Raw genomic sequence first — 23,149 nt, forward strand, 5'->3', positions numbered from 1 at the left:
ATTTTTTCCTCTTTGCCCGTAACATCTAGTGCAAATTTGATGAATTTATAAATCCTGCCATCGTCATCAAAGACGGGGTTATAACTCGCCTCCAAATACACCGCCTTGCCCGCTTTGGTGATGCGCTTAAAAGTCCCATGCGTGAATTGCCCCGATTTTAGCTTGTTCCAAAATTCGTTGTACTGAGGGGTTTTAACAAACTCGGGGTCACAAAACACAGAATGGTGCTTGCCCTTAATTTCCTCTAAGCTGTATCCCATCACCTCTAAAAAGTTTTCATTGGCTGTGATCACTTTGCCTTCTGTGTCAAACTCAATTAAGGCCATAGAAGCTAGGGCGGCATTATAGACGGCACGCAAATTGTTAAATTCTAAAATGCGCTGGGTGATGTCTGTGGCGATTTTACGATCTTAATCACTTTACCTTGATTGTCTAACACGGGGTTATAAGTGGCTTCCAAATATAGTTCTTTACCCCCTTTGGCGATGCGCTTAAACTTCCCCTGTTTGAACTGACCGCTTCTTAGTTGATCCCAACCTTGTTTATATAGAGGTGAAGACACCAATTTTTGGTCGCAAAACATAGAATGGTGCTTGCCCTTGATCTCCTCCAAAGTGTAACCCATGAGCTTTAAAAAATTCTCATTGGCTGTAATGACCTTACAATCTGTGTCAAACTCAATGATTGCCATTGAGCGGTCTATGGCGTTGTAAATGGCACCCAATTCGTGGTTGCGCCTCTCAAGCCCAGCGATAAACTCCTGAGTAGCAGTGTCGTTCTGTTTTTCGTGGCTAAAAAATGACATGAAGACTCCTCGCTTTGGGGTTAAATCTGTGGGATAGAAAGGGAGAATGAAGAGTTACCCCCCCCCCCCCCCCTGTAAAAGCGGTGTGCGCGGGCTAATCATAAGAACTCCATCAATGTTGTTTAAGGACCCCCCATCTTAACGAAAAAATATTAACCCCAAATAAACTTTTGCGCTAAAATACGCCCCATAAAGGAACAACATGAAATTAGCCGTTTTTGATTTTGATTCGACTTTAGTGGATGCCGAAACCATCGAGGTTTTAGCCCAAAATTATGGTGTGGGGCAAGCCGTAGAAAACGCCACAGAGCTGGCGATGGCAGGCAAGGCAGACTTTTACACGAGCCTACTTAGCCGCGCAAGCTTGCTTAAAGGCATGGACGCCATGTGGGCTGAGGCAATTTGCCAAAATTTGCCCTTGCACTTGGGCGCGCTAGAAGTGGTGCAGGGCTTGCACGCTTTGGGCTATAAGGTCGTTTGCCTTAGCGGGGGTTTTAAGTGGGCGACTGGGCATTTTAAAGAAAAGCTTGGCTTAGACGCGGATTTTAGCAACACCTTGCATGTGAGCGGGGGGGTTTTAACGGGCGAAGTGAGCGGCCCTTTAATGCGTGGGGACTCTAAGGCGGAGATTCTAGCCAGTTTACAAAGTTTGCTAAAGCCCAAGCACACCTTAGCTGTGGGCGATGGGGCCAATGACATTGGCATGTTTAAACTGGCGGATGTGAGCGTAGCGTTCAATGCTAAAGAGATCACCAAAAAGGCTGCCACCTCCATCGCCCCAAGCTTAGACCTACGAGAGATTTTAACATTCGTTTAGGGCTTGAGATAGCCTAAATCCACTAAAGCGTTGGCTATTGCTTTGACGATGGGGCCGTTCTTGCTCCCCCCCTCGCCGTGTTCCACCAAAACGGTGATGACATATTTAGGGTTTTTATAGGGCAAAAAGGCGGTCATCCACGCATGTGAGCGGTGGAAGTACTCCATTTGGTCTTCTTTCACACGCTTGATCGTGTCTTGGTCGATTCCCACAACTTGCGCTGTGCCCGTCTTGCACGCTAGGGGAATTTTGACCCCCCTTGTGCTGTTAAAACCTGTGCCCCCCTGTGTGCTACAAGCTTCATACATCCCCTGCCTAAGAGCCGGTAGCTTAGACTTTTGGAATTTGTCTAGAACATCTTTCACTTTAAAATCCCCTTTAAGCGCAAAATGGGGCGTGGGTAGTTTACCCGAGGCGATGAGAGCGGTGTAATTAGCCACTTGCAGGGGCGTGGTTAAAAACGAGCCCTGTCCGATAGAAGTGATGAGCGTGTCGCCCGTGTTCCAAATGTCCCCAAAGCGCTTCATCTTCCACCCCGGATCGGGCAAAATCCCGATAAATTCATTGGGTAAATCCACGCCCGTTTTTTGCCCAAAGCCCATTTGGCGGAAAGTTTTGGCTAGATTGTCGATCGAAATGTCGAGGGCGAATTTATAAAAATAGACATCTACGGATTCTTTGATCGCCTTGTATAAATTTGTCCTGCCATGTCCACCAGCCTTCCAATCGCGGAATTTGCGCTTACCCACCTCAATATACCCGGGGGCAAAGACTTCGGTTTGCTCTGTGATGGGCAGGTATTCTAAAAAGCTCAAGGCTGAGCCCATTTTCACCACAGAGCCCGGGGGGTAAAGCCCGTTGATGAGGCGGTTTAAGAGGGGGTTATAGATGTTGTCTTGCAACTCTTTCCAGTGCGCCACGCTGATCCCCCCGATGAAGTTGTTGAGGTTGTACTCGGGATAACTGCCTGCGGCTAAAATCGCCCCTGTGCGCGCGTCCATCACCACAAGTGCCCCCACTTTACCCACAAAAAGGGCATCGGCTTTTTCTTGTAGGCGTTTGTCTAGGGTCAAAATTAAATCATTGTTGGTTTGGGGTTGCTTCTCTTCTAAGACCTTTAATTCTTGGTTTAGAGCGTCCACGCTCACCAGCTTATAGCCCATCTCCCCTTGTAAAAAGTCGTTGTACTCTTTTTCTAAGCCCGTTTTGCCGATGGTGTGGGTGTATTGGCTTTTGGAGTCGTTTTGCATGTCCTTCGTGTCGGCTGCGCCTAGGTAACCGATGACATGCGAAGCTAAAGAATTGCCCGGGTAGTGGCGCTTATTGGCGGGGGCGATGCTGATCTTAGGGTTTAAAATGAGCTTAGGGTAGAGTGTTTGCATTTGATCGTAGGAGACAAAGTCTAGAATTTGTATGGCGTTGTGGTTGTAGGCGGAGTTCTGTTTGCGGTAGTTGTCTGTGGCTGTTTGTGTGTCTAGGGTGGGGAAATAATGTTTTAAAAATTCTAATTGTTGTTGCAACTGGGCTTTTTTTAGGGCGGGGGCTAGAGAAATGCTAAAGCCCAGCTCGTTCATGGCAAGCAACGCATGGTTGCGATCCAAAATCAGCCCCCTTGTGGGGACTAGGATTTCTTTTTTGGTCATGTTGCGTAGGGCAAGCTGCTCGAAGTAGTCGCTGGTCTTGATCGTTAAAATGAAAATACGCAAGAGCAAAATCGCCCACACCAGCGCCAAGAACCCAAAGATGAAGCGGAATCTAAGCCCTTGCATACACCCTCCACAACATAAATTCAAGCGCGGTGTAGGTGAGTAGCCGATCCCAAGAGGCTAAGGGCGTGTCGTGCAAGGTGGAGAGCAACCAGGTGTAAAGCACATAAATGGCGAGCATGTGAAACGCTTCCCATAAAATGTGCTCTTCAAATGCCATAAGCACGAATTGCAAAATGAGCTTTTCATACAGGATAAAAAGCAGAATTAAAAACCCCAGCGGCTCTTGATTGATCGCCTCAAAGAGCAGTAAACACGCAAAAATACAAAGGACGTAGCGATCTTGCAGCCGCACCCCTCCCCTTGCCCGATATAAACTAAAAAGAAGGCTGATACAGGGGGGCAAGATGGGGTAGAGGGTCTGCAAATTGCTGTAAAGATAAAAACCCAACACAGACAAAAGACACCGCATGTAGGTTAGGTTCATGCGCGCCCCAGCAAAGCGGCGAGCAAAGTGGTCTGCAAATGTTTCAAAGAGCCAAATTTGGGTTTAAGAGTGCTGGGCTTTAGCACACTCACCAACGCCCCGGGGTGCTCTTGCACTAAGGTGTGTTGGGCGTGGCTGGTGAGTTTATCAAATTTCGTATAAACGCAGCGGATTTGCTGGTCGGGCTTGATGAAGCTTTGTAAAAATCCTTGCACGCTTTGATCTTGGCTTAGGTGTAAGTGGCGCGCGTCTATGAGGTGCAAAAACAATTTAATGCTAGGGCGTTTCTTTAAGAGCATGCATAAAAACACCCCCCACTCCTCTTGCAAACTCTTAGACACTTTGGCATACCCAAAGCCGGGCAAGTCAATGCACCCAAAGGCGATCTTCTCATCGCCCATTTGCCAAGTGGTGGTGAAAAAATTTGCCATCTGGGTTTTGCCCGGCGTGGCAGAACTCTTGGCGATCTTGCGCCCCAAAAGTTGGTTAATAAAAGAGCTTTTACCCACATTGCTGCGCCCTAAAAACGCCATTTCAGGCTGGCTGGCTGGCGGGGTTTGCGCCATATTCGTGGCCGAACACACAAAGCGACTCTCTAAGACCTTAAGGCTTGGGCTGTTCTTTAGCATGCTTTTTGGCCTTTTGCTTTTTTTGCTCTTTTTGGATGTCCTCCATGTCAAAGACAAAGGTTGCGGGCTTATCCTTGCCCCCCAAAACATCCGCATAGCCATGCTCTTTGCTCAAAATGATCTCCTCGCCCTTCACGGAGTTCACCTTACCCACCTCATCCACCACGGCGTTTTGTAATAAGCGGTACTCTTGCTTGATGGCATCATAAATCAAGCGATCCGAGTGCCCCTTGACCTCTCTGCCATCCTCGGTGAATAAATGAAAATGCACATCGCCGATCGCCTCGTACTTAGTGGGTTTGCGCTTGTCGTTGGTGTAAATAATGACCTTGTTGGCCGTCAGTGTGTCCTTGCCTTTTTTAATGTGGACATTGCCCTGGATGATGGTCATTTTCTTTTGTTCGTTGGCGGTGAATTTATCCGCCGTCACTTCCAAAGTTTCCTTTAAAGGCAGGGCACACAAGAATCCACAAAAGAGCCACAACAAACCAAGCTTTTTCAAAATTTAAACCTCTGTGTGTGCCGCCCTTTGGGGTGTTTGGCTTCAGCCAAATCGATGATGGCGTGGATGTTTTGTGCCTGCAAAACTTGGGCTTTGTGGTTGTAGGCGATGTTTTGCCCGCTCACATGCCCCTCAGGTCCATTTAATAAAAAATTGCCCTCCCCCTGAAAGGTCTGCTTAACGTGGTTATAAACCCCTTTTTGACTCCAAAAGCTCTCGTGATTGCTGGTTGTGTAAAGCACCCCTTTAGGAAAGCTGTATAAGTCGTTGCGGCGCACCAAAACCTCCCCCCTTGCATGCTCTAAAACCTGATTATCGGCATCAAATTTACTCAACACAAAGTCGTACAGGACCTCGTGGTCGTTAAACTGCAACGCCCGCACCCCCTTGATGTTTAAATCAGTGCTCGTCGCATTGCTCTCAAAGACATTAAAGCCATGCAGCTCAATTTTGGCAAAATCCCCGCTGAAAGTGGTGGTCTTTTTTTGAGGGCGCAGGAAAAACACGATCAAGCCCCCCATCGCCACTGCTAAACCGATAAAAAAGAGCCAAACGGGATTTGCACGCACCTATTCACGCACCAAAAAGCTGGGTTTGCCAAGCCCCTTTGCGTAGTCGCTAGCTTCTGCCTCGCTTTGAAAGCCTTTGATGAACACCCGATAAATGGGTTTGTCGTTTTTCACACCCTCCACAATGGCGCTGGAGTAATTGGTGCTTTTGAGGCGCTCTTGTAGGGCGTTTTTAGCATCGATCGCCCCCCGTTTGTTGAAAAACGCCCCCACTTGTAAAGAGAAACTGCCCCCGCTATAACTCTTTTGACTCTCGCCCACTTTAAACTCTTTTTGTAGGGCTTTGGCCTGTTTGTTTTGTGCCAAAGAGGGTGCGTATTGTTTAGCCACAATCCCCCCAAAGCCGATCACCTCCAAGCGCACGGGGGCCACGCCTTTACCCACCATTGCAATGTCATGCGCGGCGGCGTTGGAGAGGTCAATGATGCGGTTGGCGACAAAGGGTCCGCGGTCGTTGATGCGCACGATGGTGCTCCTGTTGTTGTCTTTATTCGTAACTTTGACAATCGTGTTCATGGGCAGGATTTTGTTAGCGGCGGTGTGGGCGTGCATATTATAAGTTTCGCCATCGCTGGTTCTTTTAGCATGAAAGTTGGGGCCATACCAACTCGCGTAGCCATCAAAAGTCTGCCCGACTTTCACCTGTGTGGGGTAGTAGGTCTTGCCCCCCACACGATAAGGGCGCATGGTGGCGCGCTGCATCGCCGCCGAGTCGATCATCCCTGCGGTTAAACTGCTCTTAGAGACATGGGCGTTATAGGGCGTGTTGTCGGTGTGTTTATTTTTGTGGTGGTGGTGGAAAAAGGAAAAATGCTTCTTAGGCGGAATTGTGCCGTCAAAATCCCGTGCGTCCTCATAGGCACGCAAGCTTTCGTGTTTATCAAAAAGGGCGTAGCTTTGTTGTTGGCTTGGCGAATCTTTGGCACACCCCATAAAAGCGGCGGTGGCGAGCATCAAATGGCTTAAGTAATACAATTTCATAGTACCTCATTTTGCGCCACTTTAAGACGGTGGACTTTGGAACTTAAGACAGGAATGATAAGCTTTTGTTTGCGGCTCAAGTAAGGGCTTGTTAAACCATTTGTGTATTTTAAAAGGGCTACACTGCTGTGGAACTTTCTAGCGATGGAGTAAAGGGTTTCTCTAGGTTTCACCCTGTGGCTCAGTATACGCACAATGTAGCTTTTGGGCTTGTAGTGTTGTCTAAAGTAGGCTAAGTTTTCATAGGGGATGTAGACCGTGCTGGGCGCACCTGTGGGTGCAAAGTTGTATCTAAATTGGTGGTTGTAGGCCCTCACCTTAGCTGCAGACAAATGCGCTGCTGTGGCGACTTGGCTTAGCAAAGTTCCGCCCCTCACCTGCACGCTGGCAAGGGTTTGGCGTGCGCCCCGGTTGAGTAAATACGCCTTATTGCCCTCTGTGTCTAAATTGCTAAAGGCGATGGCAAGGCTCAAAATGGAGCGGATGTAGTGGCGGGTTTCTTTGGGGATGTATTTCTTATCATCATCGAGCAGAACATTGATGTTGTCTGTACCGGCGGCTTGGACCGCTTCTAGCACGCGTCTTAGTCCATAGTTGTAGGCCATCGCCACCAAATACCATTGGTGGGTTTGTTTATAAAGCATTTTAAAATAGGCGATTGCGGCCTGGGTGCTTTTAATGGGGTCGCGCCGCTCATCCACGAGGGCATCAACCTTGAGCCCTAGCATTTTCGCGGTTTCTGGCATGAATTGCCAAATCCCCACCGCCTTTTTCACGCTGTATGCCCGCACAGAGAACTTAGACTCCGCCATTGCCAAAAATAGAAACTCCACGGGGACATTGGCTTGCAAGAGCATGCTTTTAATGGTGGGGATGAAAACCCCGTTAGCATCGTAGTGCTCGAGCAATTTATCAAAGGTTTGTTGCACGCTCTCTAGGGTGTCGGTGTTGGCGCTGTTTGTGAGAAAGTTGGCATCCACACCAAAGGCGTTTAAGGTCTTTAGACTGGTGCTGTTAATGGTGGGCGGGGCGGCAAGCAGGGGTAAGCTGAGCGAACAGGCTAGGCTCAAGGGCTTTAAGAGATTTTTAAACATGAGGACACCTTTAAATTAAATTAAAAAGAGTTCGGGCGTTGTGTGTGGTGCTGTGGGCCAACTCTTGCACGCTCATTTGGCGCACCCCAGCTAATTTTTCTGCGATCAAGGGGATGTATTTAGGCTCATTGCGGCTGCCCCTAAAGGGGTGGGGGGCAAGGTAGGGCGCATCGGTTTCTAAAAGCAAGCGCTCTAGGGGGATTTGGGGCAGGGTTTCCACTAAATTTTTGGCGTTTTTAAAGGTTGCCACGCCCCCAATGCCATAGTAAAAATTGTCCGCCAGCTCTAGTAAAAGGCCATCGCCATTAAAGCAATGCAACACGCCTTTAATCTCGGGGTATTGCTTTAAAATCGTGTGTGCGTCTATACTGGCTTCGCGTATATGCACGATCAGGGGCTTGTTAAACTCTAAAGCCAAAGCGATTTGGGCGTGGAAGACTTCCTTTTGGCGGGCTTTGGTGGATTCGTCGTCTTTGTAGTGGTAATCTAGTCCGCACTCACCCACTGCCACGCATTTAGGATGCTGTATGTGCGCCTTTAAAGGGGCTAAGTTGAAATCTTGCAAGTCTAAGGGATGTACACCTACGGCAAAGTAAAGATTGGGGTTTTCTTCACAAAGCGCGATGGCGCGGGCTAGGTCTTTGGGGCTGGCAGCGGGGATGATGGCGGTGTTGACCCCGACTTCTTTGGCGTTGTCTAGGACCTGACACACATCGGCAAGGTAGTGGACATGGTCTAAGTGGCAATGGGTGTCTACAAGCTCTAACATCTAGCTCCTTATCAATATAAAAAAGCTCTATTGTACTATAATTAATGGATCGATACCCTAAAACGATAAAAAAGGCATACATGTTTAGCGGATTGATTCACGAAGTAACACAAATCCTTAGTTTTAACAATGGGGTTTTGAGCCTAAAAAGCACATATCAACCCAAGATAGGCGACAGCATTGCGGTCAATGGGGCATGCCTTACAGCGATCGCTCTTTTTAAGGGGGGGTTTAGCGTGCAGATGAGCGCACACACGCAGGCACAAATCGCCCTAGAAAACTACCAAGCCGGCCAAAGAGTGCATGTTGAGCTTGCCCTAAAGGCGGGAGATCGCTTTGATGGGCATTTCGTGCAAGGGCATATAGACGGGGTGGGGGTGGTTAAGAGTGTGCGTAAGGGGGAGAGTCAGGTAGACATCGTCATCAAAGCCCCCCCTGCTATTTTACAGATGTGTATCCCCAAAGGCTCGATCGCCATCGATGGGGTGAGCCTGACTTTAGCGGGCGTTGAAGACGATAGCTTTTCTTTAGTCATCATCCCCCACACCTTTAAAAACACCTTGTTTAACGCTTACAAACCCGGGCGCAGGGTGAATATTGAAAGTGATATGCTGGTGCGTGCAGTGGCACACCTTAACAAACGCCAAAATCCGCTTTCGTGGGCGGTGTGTGATTCGCTGGTGATGGGCTATTAAATGGGGATGCCAAAAGCGGTCGCCCTAGCCTATAACATCGGGCAAGATAGTGCGCCTAAAGTGGTGGCAAGCGGGGTGGGGCAGATTGCTAAGGCAATCATGGAAAAGGCCAAAGCCTTTGATGTGCCTTTGTTTTGCAATGAAGCCCTAGTGAATTCGCTCCTAGATGTGCGCCTAGACACGCCCATCCCGCCCGAGCTGTACGCAAGCGTGGTGGAAGTTTTTGTTTGGCTGCAAAACGCTGAGAGTGGAGCACAAATGAGCTAGGCAAAAAGTGCCTTTTTAGACAAAAAATATGGGCGTGCCTTTTTCGATTGAACTTTTTTCAATGCCTGGGGGTTCTATTTGTTCTGTGTCATAAAAATATAATCCATTTTAAACGCCTTAATGTATTCTTTCTTTTCGGAGTTTTTAAAAAAGAGCTCAATGTCGGGGGTTTTTAAAGTCGGCTCCACTAGGTTAAGGTAGGCTAGGCGTTCTGTTGCATTGCCTTTAGGCGGGGTTGTGGGAGGGGTAGGTATGCTGGCCTCCATCACCCCCACTGGGGGGAGGTGTTGGGGGATCGTCATCAAACCCCTTTAAAAACTCTCTAATGAGCTGTTTGGTCTTGTTGTCGAAGGGTTGTTTTTGCACCACAGCATTTAAGTGGGTTTTAAACTCTTGCACGGTGTGGGATTTGCTTAACGCACTTTTGAGGTGATACCTTAAAGCCGCTCCCGCGACTTTTTCATTGAGGCTTGTGGCCATGGGGATATAGGGGGCTAGACGGACTAAATGGCTGAAGACTTCTTTAATGAATTGGTATTTCATTGCACCTTCAACGCTCGTGGCTATAGAGCTGCCGATCTTCTCACTGATGGCCGGCTTTAAACTTCTGGCAAGCAGGGCATCGTTGGTAAAGAGCCGATCAAAGCCTTGGGCCAGCTCGATGAATTGCTGGGCGGCGGGGCTCTTAAACAGCCCCTTTTTGCCCTCTTGCAACTTCTCCAGCCGCTTAAAAGCGGTTCTCTGGGCTTAGGGCTTTAGTGAGTGCGCCCAGATTATCGTTTGTGGGGCTAGCGCCTTTAGCAAGGCTATTGCCTTGCCCTTTGACAAACTTTAGCACGCTGTCGATGGCGTGATCTTGGCTTTTGGCGGCATCGGTGATTTTTAAGGCTTTCACCATTTTATGTGCGTCTTTCATCGTGGCGTAATCTTTTAACGCCGTGTGATAGATTTCTGTGATCTTTTCGCTAAATTTGGGCTCTTTGGCTAAGAGCTCTTCAATGCCCTGTTTGATGTCGCCTCTTAGCGCATTGTCGTTTAAGGCTTTGATGTAGTCTTTCAATGGCATTGAAGTGGGCTTAGGTGTGCGGACTTCTAGCGTGACAAAAATGTTCTCTCAGGGCAGCCCTAAAGAAACGGAGAACAATTTAGATTTAGCCATCACAGGCAAGGGGTTTTTCCAAGTGCAAATGCCCGATGGCTCTACGGCTTACACCCGCGCGGGCAATTTTAAAATTGACGATCAGGGCAATATGGTGACCACCGAGGGCTACCCCATCATCCCCCAAATCACCTTCCCCCAAGACACCACACAAATCAGCATCGGCGTGGATGGCACGGTGAGCATCACCCAGGGCAATGCCACAACTTCTAATGTGATCGGACAGATCACTTTAGCTAATTTCATCAACCCTGCGGGCTTGCACGCTTTGGGTGATAATCTTTTGGCTGTAACCTCCGCCAGCGGTCCAGCGATTGTGGGTAATCCTAACGCCGATGGTTACGGGCAGTTGCGCCAAGGTTTTTTAGAGCTTAGCAATGTGCGCTTGGTCGAAGAGATGACCGATCTCATCACCGCCCAACGCGCCTACGAAGCCAATTCTAAGACGATCCAGACCGCAGATAACATGTTGCAGACGGTCAATAGCTTGAAGCGCTAGCTTGTGTTTTTATGTATTTTTTGCTAGAATCCGCCCCTGTTTCATTTTTTGTAAAGGAAGTTGTGGTATAATGAGAGAAGCAATCAGCAATCAGCAATCAGCAATCAGCAATCAGCAATCAGCAATCAGCAATCAGCAGGAGCAGGGCAGGTAAAAGCAAACTTCTAGCCCTTTTCGGGTCTTTGACCCTTTGTTCTTTAGCCCCTTTGAGCGCAGAAAAAAACGGCGCTTTTATCGAAGGCGGGTTTCAGTACTCCAATGTAACCGGTGAAAACAACTACAGCCAGCCTACAACAACCCAAACTCAGGATGGTTATACTTATACTAATGAAGGCTACAGTCAACCGGGTAAAACTACGGGTAATCTTTACGGCGCGGATATTCAGGCGGGATACAAGCAATTCTTTGGCAAGAAAAAACGTTTTGGTTTGCGCTACTACGGCTTGTTTAGCGGGCAAGGCGGGAGCTATGTTACAGACATAAGTGCTGTCCCTTCGCAACTCATACCAGGAAATGTCATCACAGGTAAAGCCGCCAACTTGTTTTATGGCGCGGGCATTGATGCACTCTATAATTTTTATGAAAAGAGTGGGTTTAATTTGGGCGTGTTTGCCGGGGTGATGCTTGGGGGCAGTTCATGGTTAATGGGTACTGGAACGAGCGATGGGGTTTGTGCTTACACCAATTCTAATGACCAGTGTAGCACCATGAATACCCAGTATTTGGACTGGGCAAAAGCAGATAAAGTCTATGGCAAAACAAACTTTAGCCCTACTTTTGTGCAATTCATCATCAACATCGGCTTTAGGACTAATTTCAGCGCACATCAGGGCTTTGAAGTGGGCGTGCGTATCCCCACCATTAACGATCCCTACTACACGGAAAAAGATACCCTGGCAAATGGTGGTGGTAAAACCACCGTCACCTTTAGGCGCACAGTGGCGATTTACGCCAACTATGTCTATAACTTCTAGGGCTGGTGTTTAAAAAAGGGGGGACAAGATTAACTCATGAAAATAGATTGAGAGCAGCACTCTCAATTCTCCACCAGATTTAGCCCTTAAGCGAGCCCAAAACCCTTTGAGCTAGGCTGGCTGGGTCGATTTGTAGGGCTTGTTCGATAAAGTTTCATACGCCCGCCCCACGCCATTGCCATAGCCCACAAATAAAATATCCCCCTCTGCTTTCAACAGCTCACATTTGCCGTAGACATACTCTTTGGGCGCAAAAACCCCTTCTTCTAATAAAAACGCTCCCCTAGGGTAACAGAAAGCACAAGGTCCTTGGGTGTGCTCTTTTTTCATGGTTTTTCACCTTAAGGATGCTTAAACGCTCTTGCTCTTTGGTGTATTGCTTGGCATCAAAGCCACTGCCCAAGAGATGGCCTAAGTAGCCTCTTCGTCTAGGTACTTGCAGTTTAGGTAGCGTTTGAGATTGTGGGGCAAGTCCTTAAAGGCGATTTGGCTTTGCATGGCCTTTTGCAAAAGATTTTCCAACCTGAGCATATTTTGCTGGTGGTCTTTGGAGTTTGTCCCCAAAATCCCCTGCTCGTTCATGTTGAAGTGGTCGAATTCTTGGGCCTTCTCTTGCAGCTCTGGTCTGCTCAATCTTGGGGGTTCTTGCTCTAATTTCTCTTGGCCGGCTTTAATGGTCTTGAAGTCGGCTTGCTGCTGTGCTTGCATGCGCGCTTGAGTCGCTTCTTCGGGCTTTAGGGCTTCTTGGGGCGCCTGGTTAAAATTAGAATCTTGGGCTTTGATAAAGTCTAGGACTTTGTTTTTACTGACCCCGGCTTGCTCTAATTTATCAAAGTCTAAAGTCGCCACAATAAGCCCTTAATCTAAGGATTTCTAGGGCTAGGATAGAGGAAAAAGGGAAAGTTGGCAAGGGTTAAAAACGCCACTAAAGATTTACCCAGAAAGAAACCCTCCCTTGTTAGGAGGGGGGTTAGAAACAGCAAGACAAAATCTATAAAATTCCATCAAATCATATATAAATTTTTTATAGGATTATCACTACCAAAAAACACCTTGAAACTTGCTAAAATAACCGCAATGTTCGCTCTAACCCACAAGATTGAATTACAACCCAACAATAAGGCACAGACTCACTTTAGTAAAATCAATGGGGCGACCATCACAAAAGGGCGATAAGTTTTATGTTTCGATTCAAGTGGATACCACCCAAAAGAAATTTAACCGCACGCATAGACTCGTAAAAAATAATTGCACTCTAGGCGTGGATACCGGGATTAAGGCTTTTGCTAGTCTATCTAATGGCTTATAAGTTTCAGCACCCAAGTCCTTAAATAGGCTGATAAGACGGTAATAAAGACTTGCTAGACAGCTTGACAAAAATGGCAAGCATTCTGCTTGCCTCCCGAAAACTAAGGGCGATAGCACCAAAAAGTCTAACAATTATCTTAAAGCCAGCTTGCGGCTGAATCGCCTACACACCAAAATCGCCAACACCCGTAACACCTTTTTACACAAACTCAGCACCGCCCTAGTGCGGCACGCTAAGACCCTTTGCCTAGAGAGCTTAAAAGTCAAAAATATGCTTAAAAACTCTAAACTAGCCAAAGCTTTGAGCGATGTCAGCATCTCCGCCTTTAACACGCTCTTAGAGTATAAGGCGAAGTATTATGGGCGGGAGATTTTACAGCGGATACCTATATAGACTACGGGCTTGTTTAGTGGCTTGCAAGGGCATTAAAAAAAGCCTAGCTTGTTAGGGCTGTAGCTCACCAAGATATTTTTAGTTTGCTGGTAATGCTCCAACATCATCTTATGCCCCTCCCGTCCGATTCCACTCTGTTTATAGCCCCCAAAGGCCGCATGGGCAGGATAAAGGTGGTAGCAGTTGGTCCACACCCGTCCGGCTTTAAGCGCGCGCCCAAAGTGGTAAGCCCGGTTGATGTCGCGCGTCCACACGGCGGCGCCTAGACCAAACATCGTGTCGTTGGCGATCTCTAGGGCTTCTTTTTCGTCCTTAAAGGTGGTTACGGCGAGCACGGGGCCAAAAATCTCTTCTTGGAAAATCCGCATTTTGTTGTGCCCTTTATAGATGGTGGGCTGGACATAGCAGCCATTTTCTAGCCCCTTGATGTGCTTTTTGCCCCCACCAATCAAACACTCAGCCCCCTCCTCTTTAGCCACTTGTATGTAATTTAAAATCGTGTGCACTTGATTTTCATCCACTTGTGCTCCCATCATGGTGTCTGGCTCTAGGGGGTTGCCGACTTTAATCGCCTTCACCCGTTTTAAAACCTTTTGCATGAATTTGTCGTAGATCGTTTCGTGGATCAACGCTCTTGAGGGACAAGTGCAAACTTCACCTTGATTGAGTGCAAAGAGCACAAGACCTTCAACGGCTTTATCTAAGAACGCGTCTTCGTGCGCGTAAATGTCGGGGAAAAAGATATTCGGGCTTTTGCCCCCAAGCTCCAAAGTGCAGGGGATGATATTTTCTGTGGCAAATTGCATGATTTGGCGGCCCACCGCGGTAGAGCCCGTGAAAGCGGCCTTAGAGATTTTGGGGCTTGTGGCTAGGTGTTTGCCAATTTGCCCGCCATTGCCATTAACCACATTCACCAGTCCCTTTGGGATCAAATCGCCGATGAGTTCCAAGAGCACCAGCACGCTCGCTGGGGTGGGGGAGGCGGGCTTAAGCACCACGGCATTGCCCGCAGCCAAAGCGGGGGCCAACTTCCAAGCCACCATTAAAAGCGGGAAATTCCAAGGGATGATCTGCCCCACCACGCCCAAAGGCTCGTGGAAGTGGTAGGCGACCACATCGGGGCTGATGTCGCTAATGCCCCCCTCTTGCGCTCTAATGCAACTGGCAAAATACCTAAAGTGGTCAATGGCCAAAGGAATGTCGGCATTTAGGGTTTCTCTAATGGGTTTGCCATTGTCCCAAGTTTCGGTGTAGGCAAGTTTTTCTAGATTCGCTTCCATGCGATCTGCAATCTTTAACAACACCTGTGCCCTAGCATCTACCGGAGTGGTCGCCCAGGCATCTTTAGCTTTGTGGGCGGCATCTAAAGCCTTCTCTATGTCTTCTGTGGAAGACATAGGCACTTCACAAAGCACCTCCCCATTAATGGGAGTTTTATTTGTCTTGTATTGCCCCTTAATCGGTTTTACCCACTCCCCACCGATGTAGTTTTCATAGCGGGCTTTGAAAATTTAGTTTTTATCTTTGTAAATACTCATGGTCATCCCTTTCTTAAGTGAGATAGCAAGAGTCTAACCCCCAAAGATTAACACCCATGCACCTAGGTGCTAGGCGTGCCAAAAATGGAGGTGATTGTTACAAAAAGTTATTTGAACAAAGTCTTTAAAAAGTAAAACAGCCCCGCAAGCAGCCCCAGACCGACCAAAAAGCCTATGGTCTTAGAGAGTGTCAAACTCGCCGCCAAAAAAGCCACCATCGCACACCCAGCCGTAAGTGTGGCGTAGGGCAGTTGGGTTAAAAAGTGGCTTTGCACGCTGCAGCCCGCCCCCGTGGCCGATAAAATCGTGGTGTCTGAAATGGGCGAGGCGTGATCGCCATAGACTGCCCCGGATAAAATCGCTGAGAGCACCAAGACAATGTCGCCCCCGACCACGCTCACCATCCCCGCGCCAATGGGCAGCATGATCGCAAACGCCCCCCAACTGGTGCCGGTCGTGAAGGCAATGAAACCCGAGATCAAAAAAAGCAATAAGGGCATGAGTAAAAACACCCCCTCAAAGTGTTGCAATAGACTTGCTAAATACACCCCCGTTTGCAAATCATCGCGAATCATAGGTCCTATCGCCCACGCCAAAACCAAAACCCAAATTGCCCCTGCCATGCTCAAAAAGCCCTTTTTAGACAGACTTAAAAAAGAGTTTTTAGGCAAATAAGGGCGGGCTAAAAGGGCGCAAAGGGCTAGCGAAAAGAGTCCGCCCGCAAAGAGCGAAAACGCACTGTTGGTGTGCTTTAAAATGTCTAAAAGTTCTTTGCTTTGGCTATGGGTGTAGCCCGTGTAAAACATGAGGGCGGTGATGCTGACGATCAAACTGGCAATGCTTGCTAAAAGCACAAAGACGGGCGCGTGGGCGTTAGGGTCTAATTCGAGGGTTTGTAAGTCCTGCACGCCCACATTTTGGTATTTTTGCATGGCGGGTAAATTGATTTGCCACACAATGGCTAAGAACACCGCAACAAGTGCAAACCACGCATAGTAATTGCTCCCAATGCTGGCTAAAAGCAGGGCGAAGCTGTCTTTAAGTAAGGGCGAGCCTTCATTTTGCATCACGCCCACGATGTAAGCGCCCCAACTAGAGATGGGCATGAGCAAACACACGGGCGCAGAGGTGGAGTCGATGATGTAGGCAAGCCTTTCGCGGCTGCTTTGGTGCATGTCGTTTAAAGACTTGCTGATCTGTCCCACAATGAGGGCGTTAAAGTAGTCGTCAATGAAAATCACAAGCCCAGCAAGCAAGGCGATGCCCTCAGACTGGCGTGGGCTTTTGACATAGTTTTTTGCCCAATGCACGAAGGAATTGATCGCGCCTGAGCTGGCAATCACTTGGCTTAAAACACCCAAAGTGATGAGAAAGCCAAAGACGCATAAACTGCTTAAATTGGGTTGAAAACCGCTAGGGCTGCTTGTGTAAAAGACCGCGCTGATTTTAGAGTAAATGTAGCTAAGCAGCGAGCCCAAACGCCCATCGGTGATCAAAAGCGCGCCTAGGACGATGCCGCTAAAGAGCGAAAGCGCGACTCTTTTGGTGAAAATCACCATGAAAATGACAAGAAAAGGGACGGCTAGACTATAAACAGAATGACCCATAAAATCCTATCGGTTAGAGAGTGGCCGGGAGAGAGGGATTCGAACCCCCGGAGGTGTGACCCTCAACGGTTTTCAAGACCGCCGCTTTCAACCACTCAGCCATCTCCCGTTAGCGCAGAAAAGTTAAGCAAAAACAAATCTGGAGGCGACGCCCGGATTTGAACCGGGGAATCAAGGTTTTGCAGACCCATGCCTTACCACTTGGCTACGTCGCCGCTGGTGCCCAAAGCCGGACTTGAACCGGCACGGTATTGCTACCGAGGGATTTTAAGTCCCTTGTGTCTACCTATTCCACCACCTGGGCTGCTCGCAAACTAGGCTTAAAAAATGTTCATTAGGGCAGTGCCCCTGACAATCACAGGCTTTTATTAAACTTATGGAGCGGGAAACGGGGATCGAACCCGCGGCCCCGACCTTGGCAAGGTCGTGCTCTACCACTGAGCTATTCCCGCATAAAAGCCACGATTCTAGCAAGATTTATTGTATAAGTCAAGAGTTTTATCAAGGCAGATCAAGAGACTCCAAATACACCAAAAGGTGTTAGGATTGTCTATCTCAAACACAAGGAGTGTCTATGGTCGTTGTCATTACCGGAAGTGCTAGCGGGATTGGGCTGGGCATCGCACAAGCTTTCTTACAAGAAGGGCACAATGTGGTTTTTTCGGATCTCAATCAAAAGGCTTTGGATCAAGTTGCCGCCACCACGCCTTCTAAAAACGCGATCTTCATTCCCTGCGATGTGTCTAGTGAGTCTGCGTGCCAAAACCTCATACAAGAGAGCCACAAGGCGTTTGGCTCTGTGGATGTGCTCATCAATAACGCCGGCTTCCAGCATGTCGCTTTGCTGGAAGACTTCCCTACAGAAGTTTTTAACCAAATGTTACAAGTGGAGTTGGTGGGACCTTTCATGCTCACCAAATGCGCCTTTCCTTTGATGAAAGCGCAAAAATTCGGGCGCATTCTTAACATGGCCTCGATCAATGGTCTCGTGGGTTTTGCGGGCAAGGCGGCTTACAACAGCGCTAAACACGGACTCCTTGGACTGACTAAAGTTTGCGCTCTAGAGGGTGCGCTCTTTAACATTACGGCTAACGCCATTTGTCCGGGCTATGTCGATACGCCCTTAGTACGCAACCAATTAGCCGACCTAGCTAAGACCCGTCAAATGAGCGCACAAGAAGCCCTAGAAAAAATCCTCTACCCGCTCATCCCTCAAAAGCGCTTGGTTGCCATCGAAGACATCGCCAAGCTTGCCCTCTTTTTGGCAAGCGATGCGGCTAAGAGCATCACGGGTCAGCCCTTTGTGATCGATGGCGGCTACCTAGCGCAATAGGGGCGCAGTCGTGTAGGGATTGCTAGGGTTATAATCTCGTTTCTAATAGCTCTCTGGTGTAGGGGTGTTTGGGGTTTTTAAAAACCTCAGTCACCGCCCCACTCTCCACCACTGCGCCCTTATGCACGACTAAGACGCGATCGCACATGCACTCAATGACATCTAAATCGTGACTGATAAACACGAAACTTAATTGCAATCTCTCTTGCAATTCTAAGAGCAAGGCAAGCACGACCTTTTGTAGGCTCTTATCTAATGCCGAAGTGGGCTCGTCCATCACCACCACTTGCGGGCGGGTGAGGATCGCCCTTGCAATGGCGACCCTTTGGCGCTGCCCCCCGCTCAGCTCAAAAGGGTAATGATGTAAATGCTTTGCCTCCAGCCCCACCGCCTCTAAACTCTCTTGTGCTTGCTTGATATCTCCCTTAAGCCCCGCGCCCACAAACGCCTCTAATAAAATCTCTTGCACGCTCCAGCGGGGATTGAGCGAAGCAAAGGGGTTTTGGAAGACCATTTGCAAGGATTTGCGATAAGGCTTGAAACTTTGGCGGCTTAAGCCCCCCACACTCTGCCCCAAGAGCACCTGCACGCCTTGACTTTGGGCTAATTTCAACAAGCCCATCGCCAAAGAGCTTTTACCGCTCCCACTCTGCCCAATGATCCCTAGCGTCTCTTGTTGGCGTAAATTAAAATTTACGCCCTTAATCGCCTCAAAAATGTCTTTCTTAAAGAATTTGGACTTGGTGTAAAACACGCTAAAATCTCGCACGCTCAAAGTGGGCTGATCTAGGGCGGGTGCGCGCTTTTTTTCTAGCTTTCTTGCTCCTAAAAGCATTTGCGTGTAAGGGTGTTTGGGGGCGTTAAAAAGCTCTTTTGTGGCGTTGTGCTCGCAAATTTGCCCCTTTTGCAAGACATAGACAGAATCGGCAAGCAGACCCACCGCCCCCAAATCGTGGCTGATGAACAACAACGCCATTTGGTGTTGCACGCTTAAAGTTTTTAACAATTCTAAAATCTGTAATTGCACCTGTGCGTCTAGGGCGGTGGTGGGCTCATCGCAAATCAACAGCTTGGGGCGGTTGATTAACGCCATCGCTAAGGCCGCGCGCTGATTCTGCCCGCCACTGAGCTCATAAGGATACCTTTGGCACAAATCCATAGATAAGCCCACTTGTGCCATGACCGCCTCTAACCTCTCTTGTGCCTCTTGTTTGCTGGGCTTAGCGTGCAAACACAAAGCCTCCAAAATCTGCTTTTGGATTTTATGCAAGGGGTTTAATGCGCTTAAGGGCTCTTGGGCGATGTAGCCGATATGCTGCCCCCTTAAAGCACGCAAAGCCCCCTCGCTTAAACGCAATAAATCCTGTCCTTTAAATAGAATTTGTCCGCTAATGGGGGCAATGCTAGGACTCAAGCGTAAAATGAGGCTAGCTAGTGAGCTTTTGCCACTGCCACTCTCGCCCACTAAAGCCACTCTTTGCCCAACGCCTACACTTAAATCAATGTCTTTTAGTAAGAAATCCGCCCCCACACGGGTGTTTAGGTTTTCAAGGCGTAGTATGGGGTTATTTAACGCTTGTGGCGCTGAAGGCATCGCGCACCCCCTCTCCAATAAAGACTAAGATCGAAAGCAATAGTGCGGTGGCAAAAAAGCCCACTAAGGCTAAGTGGGGGGCGTAAAGATTGTTCTTGCCTTGATTTAACAGCTCGCCCAAGCTGGCAGAGCCTACGGGCATGCCAAAGCCTAGAAAGTCAAGGCTGACCAAAGTACCGATGCTACCGGCCATCACAAAGGGTAGGTAAGTGATGGTGGCGACCAGAGCGTTGGGCAAAATATGGTAGAAAATCACCCGTGCATCGCTCACGCCTAGGGCATAAGAAGCCTTGACATAGTCCATGTTGCGCCCCCTTAAAAACTCGGTGCGCACCACCTGCGCTAAGCCCATCCAAGAAAACGCCAGCACCAGCCCTAAGAGCCACCAAAAATTGGGCGTGAATAAGTTAGACAGGATGATGAGTAAAAAGAGCATGGGGATGGCACTCCAAATCTCAATACAGCGCTGCCCCAATAAGTCAATGAGTCCCCCATAGTAGCCCTGAAGTGCCCCGATCGCCACACCAATCGCCACACTAAAGATGCTTAAAATCAACCCGAATAAAATAGAAATACGGTAGCCATAGACAAGGCGGGCGAGCACATCGCGGGCTTGATCGTCCGTGCCTAGCCAGTGCTTTAGGCTTGGGGGGTGGGGGCGGGCTGTTTTAAGTCCATAATGATGGTGTCGTAAGAGTAGGGGATTAAAGGCCAAATCACAAAGGCATTTTTAAGTAAATGGTTTTTGACATAAGGGTCGGTGTAGTCTGCACTGGTGTAAAAGTCCCCCCCAAAGGCGGTTTCGGGGTAGTCCTTAAAAATGGGGAAGTAGGCTTGATGGTCTTTGTAAATGAAAAGAGGCTTGTCATTCACCCAAAGTTCCGCCCCCAATGAGAGCACAAACAACACCACAAAGACCACCAACGCCCAAAACGCCCGTTTATTCGCCTTAAACGCCCTTAAACGCCGTGCTTGTAAATCCAAACGCCATCCTTGCACTTTATAATGAAAGGGGTATTTTACAGCAAAAAGTGCATAAGGGGCTTAGTTTTGGTGGGTGCAAGATTGGTTTTTATGCTAGACTTAATTTTTATTTATTTAAGGATATGTTTATGGCAGAGATGAAAACAGAGCAAAAAAGTGTCTTGGACTATTTGTCTAAAAACGAGTTTTTGATCCCCGAGTACCAACGCCCCTATGCGTGGGATGAAGAGCAATGCACCCAGCTTTGGGACGATTTGGAGGATTTTTTTGATGAAAAAGAGGGGCAGGCGGAGTATTTTTTAGGTCCTGTAGTCATGTACAAACAAAATGGAGCACAACACATCATAGATGGGCAACAACGCACAACTACCTTAATCCTGCTCTTAAAAGCCCTTTACAACAAGGCCTACAAGGACAAGAGTGAGGAAACCAGCAATCTAGTGAGCATGCTCGAGTCTTACCTGTGGGATAGGGACGACATCAGTGGCAAACCCGATTACCAAAAAACACGCCTCAAAAGTGAAGTGGCGACTGATGCACAAGTTGAGGTATTGGAGGCCATCTTAAACAACACCTATGCAATCCCCGAAAAAGTGGACCCAAAAGCCTCTCTCTATGAAAAGAATTACTGCTTTTTCTTAGGGAAGTCAGATGACTTTGCTAGAGAGCGTCCTACGCAATGGAATAGATTTTGTGTGACGCTTTTAAAATCTTGTGTGTTGTTGCCCATTGAATGCGAGGGGGCGAGTGAGGACAAAAAATTAGAAAATGCCTTGCGGATTTTCAACACCTTAAACAATCGGGGGTTGCCTTTAAGCGATGCAGACATGTTTAAAAGCATCATTTTTAAGAATAAGGAAGGCTTGGAGGAAAAGAGCGAGTTTGTGCAGATGTGGAAGGAATTAGAAGAGCACAATGACAGTAGTTTGGTGAATGGGCTAGACAATTTCTTTAGGCATTACATGCATGTCGTGCGGGCGAGGGAACAAGATAAATCCAAAGAAAAGAATTTGCGAGACTTTTTCTTGAAAAAGCACAAAAAAATTTTAGAAGACAAGAGCGTTAAGGTGATGGAGGAAATCAAGCGATTAAAAGACTTTTGGGCGACCAAGCCAGCAGACAAAAGAGCCCAACAATTCTACGATGTGTTGTGCTTTTCCCCTAACGAATATTGGAAATACCTCAACAGCACCTATTGCATGCACTGCCAAGAGCATGGGCAAAATTATGAGGAAGGGTTGGCGCACTTTTTTGCCCGCATGATCACCCACATCTGTGTGAAGTTTATCGCCCAGCCCACCGTAAATACAACCAAAATTCTCATCTTCAATGCCTACACTTCCCTATATAACAAAGACAAAGAGAACAAATTGGACTTTCAAACGGACACAGCACAGATTTTAGACAATGAAACTCTATTTAGAGCACAATTTTTTAAGGCAAATAAGCTCATTCCTGCCTTGTTGCGGCTGTATCTCTATGTCAAATACCCCGCACAAGAGCCGTTTTTGCCCGGACAAATTGAGCATATCTTCCCCCGCACCACAAAATGGCAACCCGGTTACACGGGCTGGAATAGCAAAAAGGAAGCAGAGCCTTTTATCGAATCGATTGGCAATAAAATGTGGCTTACGCAAAGAGAAAATATCCAAGCCGGCAATAATTACTTCGATGTGAAAAAGAAGAAGTATCAAAAATCCAAATATTTGGAAGCCCAAGCATTGGCGAAACTCAAACAGGATGATTGGCTTAAAGCGGACATTGAAGCCCGTAACGAAGACATCTACCAAACTCTAAGAAAATTTTTCTTAGAAAATTTATAGCCCTACTCTAGGCAAGGTGATCCCTTGTTGGCCTTGGTATTTGCCTTGTTTGTCCTTGTAGCTGGTGGCACAGACGCTATCGCCTTGTAAAAACACCACTTGGGCGATCCCCTCATTGGCATAGACTTTTGCCGGCAAAGAAGTCGTGTTAGAAATCTCAATGGTGATGTGCCCCTCAAATTCGGGCTCAAAGGGGGTAACATTGACAATGATCCCACACCTTGCATAGGTGCTCTTGCCTAGACAAATGGCGAGGACATCCTTGGGCATTTTAATGTATTCAATGCTGTGCGCTAGGGCGAAAGCATTGGGGGGGATGGTGATAAAGTCCTTGGTGTGGATCGTTTCGACTAGGGCTAGGTTGAAGTTTTTGGGATCGACCACGCCCGTGTCCATGGATTTAAACAGCTTAAACTCTGTGCCGACTCGAATGTCGTAGCCATAGCTGCTCAGTCCATAGCTGATCGTGCCCTTGCTGACTTGTTTTTCACAAAAGGGGGCGATCATGGCGTGTTGTTCGCTCATCTCTTTGATCCAAGTGTCTGCTTTTAAACCCATAGCAACCTCCAAAAACCCCCATTATAGCACAGCCTTTTAAGCTTGTTTAAGCTTTGC

Annotated in this window: 26 protein-coding genes, 4 tRNA genes and 3 pseudogenes; 9 read left to right on the forward strand and 24 right to left on the reverse strand. The window is 48.0% G+C overall.

Annotation, left to right across the window (positions count from 1 at the left end):
• Positions 1 to 65 precede the first annotated feature (65 nt).
• A pseudogene (locus QUE23_RS10145) lies at positions 66 to 326 on the reverse strand (PAS domain-containing protein); the annotation flags it as partial.
• Positions 327 to 370: 44 nt separating this feature from the next.
• On the reverse strand, positions 371 to 805 hold the full coding sequence (locus tag QUE23_RS10150) for a PAS domain-containing protein (RefSeq protein WP_434802000.1): 435 nt from the start codon (positions 803 to 805) through the stop codon (positions 371 to 373).
• 202 nt (positions 806 to 1,007) lie between these two features.
• Here QUE23_RS10150 and serB point away from each other — a divergent pair, with 202 nt between their 5' ends.
• Positions 1,008 to 1,622 carry a phosphoserine phosphatase SerB gene (gene serB, locus QUE23_RS03355; RefSeq protein WP_286349226.1) on the forward strand — a complete coding sequence of 205 codons (615 nt, stop codon included), beginning with the start codon at positions 1,008 to 1,010 and terminating at the stop codon, positions 1,620 to 1,622.
• On the opposite strand, the gene mrdA is transcribed toward serB, so the two are convergent.
• The 8 genes from mrdA to QUE23_RS03395 form a co-directional block, all read right to left on the reverse strand.
• A complete protein-coding gene (mrdA, locus tag QUE23_RS03360; protein ID WP_286349227.1) occupies positions 1,619 to 3,391 on the reverse strand; it encodes a penicillin-binding protein 2 in 1,773 nt (590 codons plus the stop codon). The two genes, serB and mrdA, sit on opposite strands and share 4 nt — an antisense overlap.
• The gene (locus tag QUE23_RS03365; RefSeq protein WP_286349228.1) at positions 3,378 to 3,683 is read right to left on the reverse strand and encodes a hypothetical protein; all 306 of its coding nucleotides are present in this window, start codon (positions 3,681 to 3,683) and stop codon (positions 3,378 to 3,380) included. The genes mrdA and QUE23_RS03365 overlap by 14 nt, the downstream gene beginning before the upstream one ends.
• Before the next feature lie 128 nt (positions 3,684 to 3,811).
• Positions 3,812 to 4,444, reverse strand: coding sequence for a ribosome biogenesis GTP-binding protein YihA/YsxC (gene yihA / locus QUE23_RS03370; protein WP_286349229.1), 633 nt, complete (start codon positions 4,442 to 4,444; stop codon positions 3,812 to 3,814).
• A complete protein-coding gene (lptA, locus tag QUE23_RS03375; RefSeq protein WP_286349230.1) occupies positions 4,419 to 4,946 on the reverse strand; it encodes a lipopolysaccharide transport periplasmic protein LptA in 528 nt (175 codons plus the stop codon). The genes yihA and lptA overlap by 26 nt, the downstream gene beginning before the upstream one ends.
• The gene (locus tag QUE23_RS03380) at positions 4,943 to 5,515 is read right to left on the reverse strand and encodes a hypothetical protein (protein ID WP_286349231.1); all 573 of its coding nucleotides are present in this window, start codon (positions 5,513 to 5,515) and stop codon (positions 4,943 to 4,945) included. The genes lptA and QUE23_RS03380 overlap by 4 nt, the downstream gene beginning before the upstream one ends.
• Entirely contained in the window at positions 5,516 to 6,448 is a 933-nt protein-coding gene (locus QUE23_RS03385) for a septal ring lytic transglycosylase RlpA family protein (RefSeq protein ID WP_286349400.1), read from the reverse strand.
• A 44-nt stretch (positions 6,449 to 6,492) separates the two neighbouring features.
• Positions 6,493 to 7,590, reverse strand: coding sequence for a lytic transglycosylase domain-containing protein (locus QUE23_RS03390; protein ID WP_286349232.1), 1,098 nt, complete (start codon positions 7,588 to 7,590; stop codon positions 6,493 to 6,495).
• Between the two features lie 10 nt (positions 7,591 to 7,600).
• On the reverse strand, positions 7,601 to 8,359 hold the full coding sequence (locus QUE23_RS03395) for a TatD family hydrolase (RefSeq protein WP_286349233.1): 759 nt from the start codon (positions 8,357 to 8,359) through the stop codon (positions 7,601 to 7,603).
• An 80-nt stretch (positions 8,360 to 8,439) separates the two neighbouring features.
• On the opposite strand from QUE23_RS03395, the gene ribE reads away from it, so the two are divergent.
• Both ribE and QUE23_RS03405 read left to right on the forward strand, forming a co-directional pair.
• A complete protein-coding gene (gene ribE / locus QUE23_RS03400; protein ID WP_286349234.1) occupies positions 8,440 to 9,054 on the forward strand; it encodes a riboflavin synthase in 615 nt (204 codons plus the stop codon).
• A complete protein-coding gene (locus QUE23_RS03405) occupies positions 9,055 to 9,321 on the forward strand; it encodes an EscU/YscU/HrcU family type III secretion system export apparatus switch protein (RefSeq protein ID WP_286349235.1) in 267 nt (88 codons plus the stop codon).
• Between the two features lie 74 nt (positions 9,322 to 9,395).
• On the opposite strand, the gene QUE23_RS03410 is transcribed toward QUE23_RS03405, so the two are convergent.
• From QUE23_RS03410 to QUE23_RS03420, 3 genes are read right to left on the reverse strand one after another with little or no spacing between them, the layout of a single operon-like run.
• Positions 9,396 to 9,587: a hypothetical protein gene (locus QUE23_RS03410; RefSeq protein WP_286349482.1), complete on the reverse strand. Its 192-nt coding sequence runs from the start codon at positions 9,585 to 9,587 to the stop codon at positions 9,396 to 9,398.
• Positions 9,547 to 10,035: a hypothetical protein gene (locus tag QUE23_RS03415; protein ID WP_286349236.1), complete on the reverse strand. Its 489-nt coding sequence runs from the start codon at positions 10,033 to 10,035 to the stop codon at positions 9,547 to 9,549. The genes QUE23_RS03410 and QUE23_RS03415 overlap by 41 nt, the downstream gene beginning before the upstream one ends.
• A gap of 13 nt (positions 10,036 to 10,048) precedes the next feature.
• Entirely contained in the window at positions 10,049 to 10,387 is a 339-nt protein-coding gene (locus QUE23_RS03420) for a hypothetical protein (protein WP_286349237.1), read from the reverse strand.
• On the opposite strand from QUE23_RS03420, the pseudogene flgG reads away from it, so the two are divergent.
• Positions 10,380 to 10,979, forward strand: a pseudogene (gene flgG, locus QUE23_RS03425) (flagellar basal-body rod protein FlgG); the annotation flags it as partial. The gene QUE23_RS03420 and the pseudogene flgG overlap by 8 nt on opposite strands.
• 182 nt (positions 10,980 to 11,161) lie before the next feature.
• The gene (locus QUE23_RS03430; RefSeq protein ID WP_286349238.1) at positions 11,162 to 11,953 is read left to right on the forward strand and encodes an outer membrane protein; all 792 of its coding nucleotides are present in this window, start codon (positions 11,162 to 11,164) and stop codon (positions 11,951 to 11,953) included.
• A gap of 111 nt (positions 11,954 to 12,064) precedes the next feature.
• Here QUE23_RS03430 and QUE23_RS03435 read toward each other — a convergent pair whose 3' ends face one another.
• Together QUE23_RS03435 and QUE23_RS03440 are read right to left on the reverse strand one after the other, a co-directional pair.
• Entirely contained in the window at positions 12,065 to 12,283 is a 219-nt protein-coding gene (locus QUE23_RS03435) for a hypothetical protein (RefSeq protein WP_286349239.1), read from the reverse strand.
• A gap of 81 nt (positions 12,284 to 12,364) precedes the next feature.
• A complete protein-coding gene (locus QUE23_RS03440; RefSeq protein WP_286349240.1) occupies positions 12,365 to 12,802 on the reverse strand; it encodes a hypothetical protein in 438 nt (145 codons plus the stop codon).
• 298 nt (positions 12,803 to 13,100) lie between these two features.
• Between QUE23_RS03440 and QUE23_RS03445 the strand changes: the two genes are divergently transcribed.
• Both QUE23_RS03445 and QUE23_RS03450 read left to right on the forward strand, forming a co-directional pair.
• Positions 13,101 to 13,262 (forward strand): hypothetical protein, encoded by a 162-nt coding sequence (locus QUE23_RS03445; RefSeq protein ID WP_286349241.1) that lies wholly within the window; start codon positions 13,101 to 13,103, stop codon positions 13,260 to 13,262.
• A gap of 147 nt (positions 13,263 to 13,409) precedes the next feature.
• Positions 13,410 to 13,655, forward strand: coding sequence for an IS200/IS605 family accessory protein TnpB-related protein (locus QUE23_RS03450; RefSeq protein ID WP_286349242.1), 246 nt, complete (start codon positions 13,410 to 13,412; stop codon positions 13,653 to 13,655).
• A 32-nt stretch (positions 13,656 to 13,687) separates the two neighbouring features.
• Here QUE23_RS03450 and QUE23_RS03455 read toward each other — a convergent pair whose 3' ends face one another.
• The 6 genes from QUE23_RS03455 to QUE23_RS03480 form a co-directional block, all read right to left on the reverse strand.
• On the reverse strand, positions 13,688 to 15,166 hold the full coding sequence (locus QUE23_RS03455; protein ID WP_286349401.1) for an aldehyde dehydrogenase family protein: 1,479 nt from the start codon (positions 15,164 to 15,166) through the stop codon (positions 13,688 to 13,690).
• Positions 15,167 to 15,300: 134 nt separating this feature from the next.
• Positions 15,301 to 16,800, reverse strand: a complete 1,500-nt coding sequence (locus QUE23_RS03460; RefSeq protein ID WP_286349243.1) for a Na+/H+ antiporter NhaC family protein — start codon at positions 16,798 to 16,800, stop codon at positions 15,301 to 15,303.
• A gap of 21 nt (positions 16,801 to 16,821) precedes the next feature.
• Positions 16,822 to 16,909: transfer RNA gene (locus tag QUE23_RS03465), tRNA-Ser, on the reverse strand.
• 31 nt (positions 16,910 to 16,940) lie between these two features.
• A tRNA-Cys gene (locus QUE23_RS03470) sits at positions 16,941 to 17,015 on the reverse strand.
• A gap of 2 nt (positions 17,016 to 17,017) precedes the next feature.
• Positions 17,018 to 17,104: transfer RNA gene (locus QUE23_RS03475), tRNA-Leu, on the reverse strand.
• Positions 17,105 to 17,177: 73 nt separating this feature from the next.
• Positions 17,178 to 17,252 (reverse strand) — tRNA-Gly (locus QUE23_RS03480).
• A 122-nt stretch (positions 17,253 to 17,374) separates the two neighbouring features.
• On the opposite strand from QUE23_RS03480, the gene QUE23_RS03485 reads away from it, so the two are divergent.
• Positions 17,375 to 18,133: a 3-hydroxybutyrate dehydrogenase gene (locus QUE23_RS03485; RefSeq protein ID WP_053829507.1), complete on the forward strand. Its 759-nt coding sequence runs from the start codon at positions 17,375 to 17,377 to the stop codon at positions 18,131 to 18,133.
• A gap of 28 nt (positions 18,134 to 18,161) precedes the next feature.
• Here QUE23_RS03485 and QUE23_RS03490 read toward each other — a convergent pair whose 3' ends face one another.
• Together QUE23_RS03490 and QUE23_RS03495 are read right to left on the reverse strand one after the other, a co-directional pair.
• Complete coding sequence (locus QUE23_RS03490) at positions 18,162 to 19,694, reverse strand: dipeptide ABC transporter ATP-binding protein (protein ID WP_286349402.1); 1,533 nt, start codon at positions 19,692 to 19,694, stop codon at positions 18,162 to 18,164.
• A 4-nt stretch (positions 19,695 to 19,698) separates the two neighbouring features.
• A pseudogene (locus QUE23_RS03495) lies at positions 19,699 to 20,711 on the reverse strand (ABC transporter permease).
• Positions 20,712 to 20,839: 128 nt separating this feature from the next.
• Here QUE23_RS03495 and QUE23_RS03500 point away from each other — a divergent pair.
• Positions 20,840 to 22,534 carry a DUF262 domain-containing protein gene (locus QUE23_RS03500; RefSeq protein WP_286349244.1) on the forward strand — a complete coding sequence of 565 codons (1,695 nt, stop codon included), beginning with the start codon at positions 20,840 to 20,842 and terminating at the stop codon, positions 22,532 to 22,534.
• Here the strand turns inward: QUE23_RS03500 and dcd are convergent.
• On the reverse strand, positions 22,529 to 23,092 hold the full coding sequence (gene dcd, locus QUE23_RS03505; RefSeq protein ID WP_286349245.1) for a dCTP deaminase: 564 nt from the start codon (positions 23,090 to 23,092) through the stop codon (positions 22,529 to 22,531). The two genes, QUE23_RS03500 and dcd, sit on opposite strands and share 6 nt — an antisense overlap.
• Between the last annotated feature and the right edge of the window lie 57 nt (positions 23,093 to 23,149).

This window comes from Helicobacter felistomachi (assembly GCF_030296895.1).
In the GTDB taxonomy this organism is placed as follows: Bacteria; Campylobacterota; Campylobacteria; order Campylobacterales; family Helicobacteraceae; genus Helicobacter; species Helicobacter felistomachi.